We start from the raw sequence: 8427 nt of genomic DNA on the forward strand, positions 1-8427 counted from the left end.
ACCAACTCTGATATTGATTTGTCAACTACTAATGTTTATTTAGTTAATACTAGTTCCTATTCTCAAAATACTAACTATTCTCAAAATACTATTATCCATAACACCATTGCTGAAAATAATTCCCTTAATTTCATTAATGCTAAATGAATGCTAAATGTAATACACATACTAAAACAAATGAATGTATTAGAGATTGCATGATTTAGTATAATACTGAAAATATCACAAAGGATTAAATTATCAAATCCTACTTAACTATACTTTTTCTCTTTTAAATATCTAAATTTAATATTTTATAAGATTCTACAAAAGTAATATAGAAATTTTTTAGATTTAGGATGTAATAAAATGAATAAAAGTCCCAGCACTTCAAAATTATTGCAAGTTTTTCAAAAACGATTCCCATATTTCGGAACAAACAAATCCAGGGAAATATTTAGGCTTATCAATGAAATTTCCAAAATCGAAAAAATGCCATTTAACACATTTTTAAACCTTTTAACAACACATGACTATGAAACTTTAAAAAGTACTCTATTACAGCGTAGATATCCTAAAACTTTCCATAAAAATTCTTTAAATTCATATTATTTGCCAAAATATGAATTTGATCCTTCCAAAATGGCAGATATTTCACAAAAAAAGTTTTATCCAAAAAATATCTACTATGAACACGATACGGCTAAAAGCGAACTGTTTTCAAAAATTAAAGTACTGTTTAAAAAATCGGACTTCAAAGAAATAAGTTCTTTAAAAACCTTTATTAAAGAACATCATTTTACTTTAAAAGACTACAATAATAGATGCAACACCTTATTTTTAGTTAAAGAAAAATACGATTTCTTTAAGAAATGCCCCTGTTCACAAAGCGTAGTAAATTGTGGATATTCTATTATGAACTTAGGCATAGGATGTATTTATGATTGTAGTTATTGTTTTTTACAAAGTTATCAAAATGTAGAGGGAATTATTATCCCTTATAATATAGATGATTATTTAGTCGATAACAAAATTGTAGCGGCTGAAAAAGGCTTTTTTAATTATAAAAGAATTGGTAGTGGTGAATTTACAGATTCTTTGATTTTTGACAATATTACAAATTTTTCTCAAAAAATTATTGCTTATTTTAAACTAAAAAAAGGCATTTATTTTGAGTTTAAAACAAAAAGTACTAACATCCATAACCTTCTATCTTGTGGAGGCGTAGAAAATATTGTAGCAGCTTGGAGTGTTAATACAAAAAAATAACTGCTGAAAATGAATTTAAAACACCATCCATTCAAGACAGATTGCTTGCAGCAAAAAAATGTGCATTAGCTGGCTTTAGTACAGCTTTTCATTTTGATCCGGTAATTTATTATCAAGATTGGAGACGAGATTATCAAGATATAATAGATATGATTTTTGATTTTGTACCAAATAATAGCATCAAATGGATAAGTATTGGCACACTTAGAATGCCCTCTATACAAAAACCAATCATTGAAAATCGTTTTCCTCAAACAGAAATTCTTAATGGAGAACTACTTTTAGGCAAAGATTTTAAGTTAAGATACGATGATAATTTAAGAATTGAAATCTACAAACATTTAACTAAATACATTAAATCCAAAAAATCAAAAACTATTGTTTATTTGTGTATGGAAGATAATAATATATGGAAAACAGTTTTTAACAGCTAAATCATTTTTTATGCTAACTGTATGTAAATTTATAAAAAGATAAATTTACATTTATATATATTATCAGTTGTGTTTGTATAAAAAATAAGATAATATATTATACACTTGCTAATAAAAAGAATAAAAATGGATACTATATTAACTATTAAACAGAGTCTGGCGAATCGTGTTCGCAAACGACGCAAAGAAATTAAATTGTCACAGTTTATGCTAGCAGAGAAATCACAAGTATCTCTTGGCTCTATCAAACGATTTGAGCGAAGTGGAGAAATATCATTATCTTCTCTTTTGCGCATTGCTGTTATTCTTGGCTATGAAGCAGATTTCAACCAACTTTTTGTACGTAAAAATTACCAAAACTTAGATGAAATAATAAATGCAAAATAAACTTATAAATGTATTTTATCACGGGAATAAAGTAGGACGTTTAGCCATGACAGACACGCGTTGTTGTGCCTTTGAATATGACGGAACATGGTTGTCTAATGGTTTTTCCATATCTCCTTTTAAACTACCTATTGAAAAAAAAGTTTTTATAGCAAATCTAGAACCTTTTGATGGAAACTTTGGTGTATTTAATGATAGCTTACCTGATGGTTGGGGTAAAATGCTTATAGACCGTATGCTTATAAAAAAGGGGATCAATCCTGCACAAGTATCGATTTTAGACAGACTCTCAATTGTAGGAACCAATGGAATGGGAGGGCTGGAATACAAACCTGAAACAAATTTAACTACAACTCCTATAACAACAAACGATATAAACAAACTAGCCGAAGAAGCACATAATATGCTAAATGAAACCACATACACAGAAAACGCACTTGACGATCTTTTAAAACTAGGAGGAGCTTCAGGTGGTGCACGTCCAAAAATTTTGTTGAGAATAAATAATGAAAGTTGGCTTATAAAATTCTATGCATTAAGTGATCCTAAAAATATAGGAAAACAAGAATATGAATATTCTATAACAGCAAAAAAATGTGGTATAAATATGCCTGAAACATGCCTCTTCAAAAACAAATACTTTGGAGTAAAACGATTTGACCGCAAACCAAATGGAGAAAAAGTTTTTATGGTCTCAGCGAGTGGATTATTGGAGACCTCGCACCGTTATCCTACACTTGACTATGTTGATTTACTCAACGCAACCTTAAAATTAACAAAAAGCTATGCAGAAGTGGAAAAAATGTTTAGGATTATGTGTTTTAATGTTTTTACCCATAATCGGGACGATCATTCTAAAAACTTTTCATTTTTATACGATAATAACAGTTGGATTGTATCTCCTGCTTATGACATTGTGTATGCAGAAGGAATAGGTGGAGAGCATGCTACTTTAATTAATGGAGAAGGTAAAAACCCAAATGAAACAGATATAATTAATGCTGCAGAAAAGGTAGGACTAAATTTAAATAGAGCTAAACATATCCTTAGTACAACAAAAACTCACATATACAAATCAAATATCCAGAAATACTTTAAAAGATAATAAAAACCATTTATTTTTACAATATTTACATGAGGTTGCTAGGTAGAAAATATATTAAATATAAAAAATAATGTTAGTTTTTTTGTTAATGATTATCTTGGACTATAAATTAAATTTATTTCAAAAACTATTTTCAACTGAGGAACAGAATTTTCTTCACTTAAACAACAAAAAAATTCTTGATGATTTTGATTATCTTTATACAGTGTTAAAACAAAACAGTCCATTGGTTTGTGTTGCTGAACGAAATGGCCTAAATTTTGATAACCAATATAAAAAATATCGCGAAAAAATTTCAAGATCTAATAATAATTTTGAACAAATAACATTGATCTACGAGTTTTCAAAATTACTTCCAGCCCATAATGGACTTTTTCTAGGTGACATAGCGTATTGGTATAAAGCCTATAGAGACATACCTAACCGTCAAAATTGGTCTAAAATATTGTCTAATGAGTCAACAATAAGAAATCATAAACTTTATTTTAATTTCAAAAATAAAAAGAAACAAAATGACATCCAAAAAGATATAGATCAAGAAGTATTACAAAATAACAATATTTATTGAACCTAACAGAATTGCTTACGTAAAAATTATGACCATTTAATTATTGATATCACTGAAAATGGTGGTGGGTCAAGTAATTATGTTTAGAATATATTCTACCTATCTTTAAGGAAGAATATTACATAAATTCTATAGCCTTATTAAAATTAGAAATCACGTAGTGGCTTTTATCAAAGAAGCATTGAAAGAAATTCATTTGATAGACGAATTTTTGAATTTTGATACTCTTAAGTCTAGATAAACAGCAGCAATTAAAGGTTTTTTATAATGTTAATAAAGCTGATCTCAAAGATTTAACACATTACTACAGCACAAGTTTTACCCATAAAACCTAAATCACAATTTGTTCTTAAATGTAGGAAATGGCTCTTAATTGATGATAAAGTTTTTGCAGCAAGTGAAGGAATTGCAGAACTATGTAAAGAAATGAAACTTTCCACAATTGTAGATAAAATGTCTCTTGTAGATGGATGTATACTCAATCCCGCCCTAATTATGTTACCAGATTCAAAAATGATTTTGCGATACTCTTTAGATTACAGTATAAATCCTGATGGCACATGTAATGCTGAGATTGGAAGCGTCCCAGACATAAAATCATCTAATAGAGAAACTACTCTTGAAACTTGTTTAAAAGTAATTAAAAATTTATAATTAATCAGTTCAGTTTTTGATCAAATAATGATATATATGAAAACATGGTATAGTATTCCTATGAGTAAATATAAAATCCTATTTATTACCTTAATACTTTTTGTGTATTCTATCTCAAATGCTCAAAAAGAAGACATGCTTCTAAATAAACAAAATATTATAACTCAAGATATTCCAATCCCTTCTACAAGTTTTGAAGACAATTCGAATATATCTAAAGCATCAAAAGCTTTACAAGAAGCTGCTAATGATTCTGAAACAAAATCTAAAATTATTTTAGCACAAGTTTATTATCAAAAATCTTATGACGCATTTAAAGCCAATCATTTAAAAAATGCAAAGAAAAATTTTAATTTATTTTTAGACACTTTAAAGTCTGCTGATATTGACCCTTCCTTATATTTTTTTATTTTTGATAATTTAGGCGAAATTATAAAACAATTAAATAGTATATATTCTTCTACAACAACTACAATAACACCAATTACTAAAGAGTACTCTATTGCTATGTCTGCAGAAGATAATTCTCTTGTAGAAAAGTATATCTCTATATATTCTTCTAAACCTGCTAAAGAAAGAGTACAACTTGCTTTTGAGCGAAGTGGGGCATATAAAGATATTATTTTAAAAACTTTAAGAGAAATGAATTTGCCAGAAGAATTATTATATTTACCTATAGTTGAAAGTTTATATAACAATAACACTGTATCTAGAGCAGGAGCAGTAGGGATTTGGCAAATTATGGCACACAGGGGCAGAGCTTTAGGACTTCAAATTAATTATTGGATAGATGAACGGAAAGACCCAGAAAAAGCTACAAAAGCTGCATGTTTATATTTGAAGCAGTTATATCTTATGTTAAATGATTGGCATTTGGCACTCGCCGCATATAACAGAGGAGAATACGGACTTATTAGAGATATGAAATTCTCTAACGCTTCAAATATTTCTGAAATGGTTAGTAGAAATGCTATACCAAAAGAAACACAGAATTATGTTCCACAATTTATAGCAGCAGCAACAATCGCCAACAATTTAGAGTCTTATGGCTTTAATGATCTCAAATATGACCAACCTATAAAATATGACATCTACCATACTGACAAAGTTATAGATTTAAAAATTGCCGCAAGTTGTGCAAATACAACGTTAGAAGAAATAAAAAAGTTAAACCCTGCTTTGCAAGCTTGGAGCACTCCTTTAGGATACCCAAACTTTGCATTGAAAATACCTTATGGCAGCAAAGATATATTTTTAGAAAGTATTTCCAAAGTTAAAGATTTAAATCCTTCTCCTGGATTTGTAAAACATAAAGTTGTAAGAGGTGAATATTTAGAAAAAATAGCCGCTAAATATAAAACTTCTCCAAAAAAAATTTATAAAGATAATCCATCTTTATTAAAACATAAGTACTTAAAACCAGGGCAAATTCTTATAATTAGACCTGGAAGGAAATATTTTAAATAATTCTTCTAAGGTACTTATTAAAACTATATATAGCTAATTTTTATTTTCCAAACTTACCTAATTTTATATACGAACCATACAATATCTCCCGATTGGGAAATATTGTATGGAATAAATGCCAATAATGATTTTGCTATTCTTAGAACCTGACTTGACCGTTTTAAGGAAAAAAAGTAAAAATCATTCATAAAAAAGGAGGTTTGGGGGAACCCAAAAGGTCAAGTCAGGAGAAGTGAGAATGAACCCTCTATTGCATTATTTATTGTATGGGAAACAAGAAGGGAAAAAGAGGTTTCTAGTAAATAAAATTAATTCAAAAATGAAAAAAAAATATATATACACATATACAATATAAATTGATAGAAGAAAATTTAAAAATCAAGGTATCCCAAGGGCATAAAATTAGAGTTGCATTTTTGGTAGTTTCTGAACAAATATTTCAAGCAAGACCATTATTTGATGCAATGTTAAAAGAGGAAGTGTTCGAGCCTTTTATAGTCGTAATTGGTGATGTTTCTTGGGGTTTTAAAAGTATGATTTCTAGAGTAGAGAAAACATATAATGTTCTTTCTTCACAGTATAGTACTGTCTATAAGAGTTATGACAATGATAGTTTTATTGATTTTAGTAGTAAAATGGACATGGTTTGTAATATGAATCCGTATGATAGTGCTGTGCACGAGTATTACAGGATAGGCTATTTAAAAGATAAAGGCATTCTAAGTTTTTATATTTTTTATGCGTATAATGGACTTTTTCAATACAACAAATACATTCTTCCAAAAAACCACATATTTAGTTGTGCATGGAAAATATTTTTAGAAAATAAAAATGTATTAATTTTTATGAAAAAGTTTAGAGGATTTAAAATAAATAATTTGTTAGTGACAGGGTATTGCAAAATGGACTCTATTTCCTTAATAAATAGGAAAGAACACACTCGAAAAAAGATTATTATTGCACCCCATCATTCTATTATAAAAAATAAATATTCCATCAGTATTTCAAACTTTATAAACTATGCAGATTTTATTTTAGAGTTACCAAGATTGTATGCTAATGTTGATTTTATTTTTAGACCTCACCCTTATCTGTTTGATAGATTGATTGTAACAAATATATGGAGCCTAGAGAAAATAGATAAGTACTTGCAAGATATCAAAGCTATTCCAAATATGGTTTATGATAATAGTGGAGATTATTTTGATTTGTTTGTAAACAGTGATGCTTTAATACATGATTGTGGATCGTTTTTAGCAGAATATTTATATACAGATCACCCCCAGTGTTTTTTATTAAAAGATGAAGAAGAAATAGACGATCAATTTCTCCCTTTTGGGAAGAAGATATTAAACCATGTTTATAAAGCGTTTTGTAAAGAACAAGTTGCTAATTTTATAGATAATGTTGTGATTAAAGAACAAGATTATATGAAAAAATCTCGTGACAAGTTTGCAAATAAGTATATTAAAATAAATTATCCGCATGCCACTGAGACAATATTAAAATATATAAAAAAGAAACTGACATAAAACCCTTGACTGTACTTGACCGGTAATAGTCTAAGTAGCTATAATGTTATCTCAGCATCTAACTCTTATGTTTACAACAATCTTAATTTATTTAACGTTTCATTAATTATTGTAGAACTAGTATTTTTTGTATAAGGGAGATAAATTACTCTAACCCCTACTTCTTTAAATTTTTTTTCCGTGCTATTCCATCTTGGAGAATTATACCAGTCGTCTCCAACAAACAATATGTCAAAATGTAATTTTTTCCACGTTTCATATTTATCTAAATTTGTTTGAGGAATTGCCGCATCAACATATTTAATATTTCTAACTATCTCAATACGTTCTTCAAAAGGAATTACTGCAAGCTTACTTTTGTATTTAACTAATTCATCAACTGTTATACCTACTATAAGCCTATCACATAACCCTTTTGCATTTTTTAATAAATTTATATGTCCTATGTGAAATAAATCATAAACCCCACTTGTGTACCCTATTCTCATACCTGTATCTCCAAATTATCCCATTTCTTTATAGTTAATTGAATAGCCGCAGGAATTTTATTCCCTACAGGATTACAATAATAACAAGCAGTAACAGGATTGTTATTATTAATAAAGTCTAATAGTTTTCTTGATGTCAAGGATTTTCTTATCAATAAACCCCCTACTAAATCATCACATTCAAACTTTTGAATGTGATGGGCAACTGTTGCCCTAGAGCATTTAGAGATACTACCATTTTCTAAAGTTAGACATCCCTTAAAAGGACAATTAATAAAGTCCTTCATGGTTACTTCATAATCTTTCTTTTTTGTATTCTTCCCTAAATTAATCCACAACATATCAGAATTAGTAAAATTATATATACTATAATCAAGTTTAAAATCATTAAGACGCTTTTTAAATTTTTCTATTATATTTAACCCAACAGTACTTGAGTAATTTGAAATTCTGATTTTTTGGGGGGGGGGGGCGGGGGGCCGGCGGGGGGGGGGGGGGGGGGGGGGGGGGGTGGGGTGGGTGGGTGGGTTGTGGGGTGTGTTTT

9 protein-coding genes and 1 pseudogene are annotated in these 8427 nt (G+C 28.8%); 8 read left to right on the top strand and 2 right to left on the bottom strand.

Annotated elements, in window-relative coordinates:
* Positions 1-348: 348 nt before the first annotated feature.
* The 8 genes from LBD57_RS06130 to LBD57_RS06165 all read left to right on the top strand — a co-directional run bounded on the left by LBD57_RS06130 (position 349) and on the right by LBD57_RS06165 (position 7395).
* Positions 349-1248 carry a hypothetical protein gene (locus LBD57_RS06130; protein WP_373470455.1) on the top strand — a complete coding sequence of 300 codons (900 nt, stop codon included), beginning with the start codon at positions 349-351 and terminating at the stop codon, positions 1246-1248.
* Positions 1245-1682 carry a spore photoproduct lyase family protein gene (locus LBD57_RS06135; RefSeq protein WP_373470463.1) on the top strand — a complete coding sequence of 146 codons (438 nt, stop codon included), beginning with the start codon at positions 1245-1247 and terminating at the stop codon, positions 1680-1682. The genes LBD57_RS06130 and LBD57_RS06135 overlap by 4 nt, the downstream gene beginning before the upstream one ends.
* A 126-nt stretch (positions 1683-1808) precedes the next feature.
* Complete coding sequence (locus LBD57_RS06140) at positions 1809-2069, top strand: helix-turn-helix domain-containing protein (RefSeq protein ID WP_373470456.1); 261 nt, start codon at positions 1809-1811, stop codon at positions 2067-2069.
* A complete protein-coding gene (locus LBD57_RS06145) occupies positions 2059-3174 on the top strand; it encodes a type II toxin-antitoxin system HipA family toxin (protein WP_373470457.1) in 1116 nt (371 codons plus the stop codon). The genes LBD57_RS06140 and LBD57_RS06145 overlap by 11 nt, the downstream gene beginning before the upstream one ends.
* 88 nt (positions 3175-3262) lie before the next feature.
* Positions 3263-3742, top strand: coding sequence for a hypothetical protein (locus LBD57_RS06150; RefSeq protein ID WP_373470458.1), 480 nt, complete (start codon positions 3263-3265; stop codon positions 3740-3742).
* Positions 3743-4168: 426 nt separating this feature from the next.
* Positions 4169-4396: a hypothetical protein gene (locus LBD57_RS06155; RefSeq protein ID WP_373470459.1), complete on the top strand. Its 228-nt coding sequence runs from the start codon at positions 4169-4171 to the stop codon at positions 4394-4396.
* A 60-nt stretch (positions 4397-4456) separates the two neighbouring features.
* Positions 4457-5863 carry a transglycosylase SLT domain-containing protein gene (locus LBD57_RS06160; protein WP_373470460.1) on the top strand — a complete coding sequence of 469 codons (1407 nt, stop codon included), beginning with the start codon at positions 4457-4459 and terminating at the stop codon, positions 5861-5863.
* Positions 5864-6219: 356 nt separating this feature from the next.
* On the top strand, positions 6220-7395 hold the full coding sequence (locus LBD57_RS06165; protein WP_373470461.1) for a CDP-glycerol glycerophosphotransferase family protein: 1176 nt from the start codon (positions 6220-6222) through the stop codon (positions 7393-7395).
* Positions 7396-7466: 71 nt separating this feature from the next.
* On the opposite strand, the gene LBD57_RS06170 is transcribed toward LBD57_RS06165, so the two are convergent.
* Positions 7467-7883, bottom strand: a complete 417-nt coding sequence (locus LBD57_RS06170) for an adenylyltransferase/cytidyltransferase family protein (protein WP_373470462.1) — start codon at positions 7881-7883, stop codon at positions 7467-7469.
* Positions 7880-8427 (bottom strand): annotated as a pseudogene (locus LBD57_RS06175) (hypothetical protein); the annotation flags it as partial. The gene LBD57_RS06170 and the pseudogene LBD57_RS06175, both read right to left, overlap by 4 nt.

The organism is Candidatus Endomicrobiellum cubanum, assembly GCF_031278955.1.
GTDB classification, from domain to species: domain Bacteria; phylum Elusimicrobiota; class Endomicrobiia; order Endomicrobiales; family Endomicrobiaceae; genus Endomicrobiellum; species Endomicrobiellum cubanum.

Coding starts and splice junctions, on each gene's coding strand:
- LBD57_RS06130 (WP_373470455.1), top strand. CDS start 349: ATGAATAAAAGTCCCAGCACTTCAAAATTATTGCAAGTTTTTCAAAAA.
- LBD57_RS06140 (WP_373470456.1), top strand. CDS start 1,809: ATGGATACTATATTAACTATTAAACAGAGTCTGGCGAATCGTGTTCGC.
- LBD57_RS06145 (WP_373470457.1), top strand. CDS start 2,059: ATGCAAAATAAACTTATAAATGTATTTTATCACGGGAATAAAGTAGGA.
- LBD57_RS06150 (WP_373470458.1), top strand. CDS start 3,263: ATGATTATCTTGGACTATAAATTAAATTTATTTCAAAAACTATTTTCA.
- LBD57_RS06155 (WP_373470459.1), top strand. CDS start 4,169: ATGAAACTTTCCACAATTGTAGATAAAATGTCTCTTGTAGATGGATGT.
- LBD57_RS06160 (WP_373470460.1), top strand. CDS start 4,457: ATGAGTAAATATAAAATCCTATTTATTACCTTAATACTTTTTGTGTAT.
- LBD57_RS06170 (WP_373470462.1), bottom strand. CDS start 7,883: ATGAGAATAGGGTACACAAGTGGGGTTTATGATTTATTTCACATAGGA.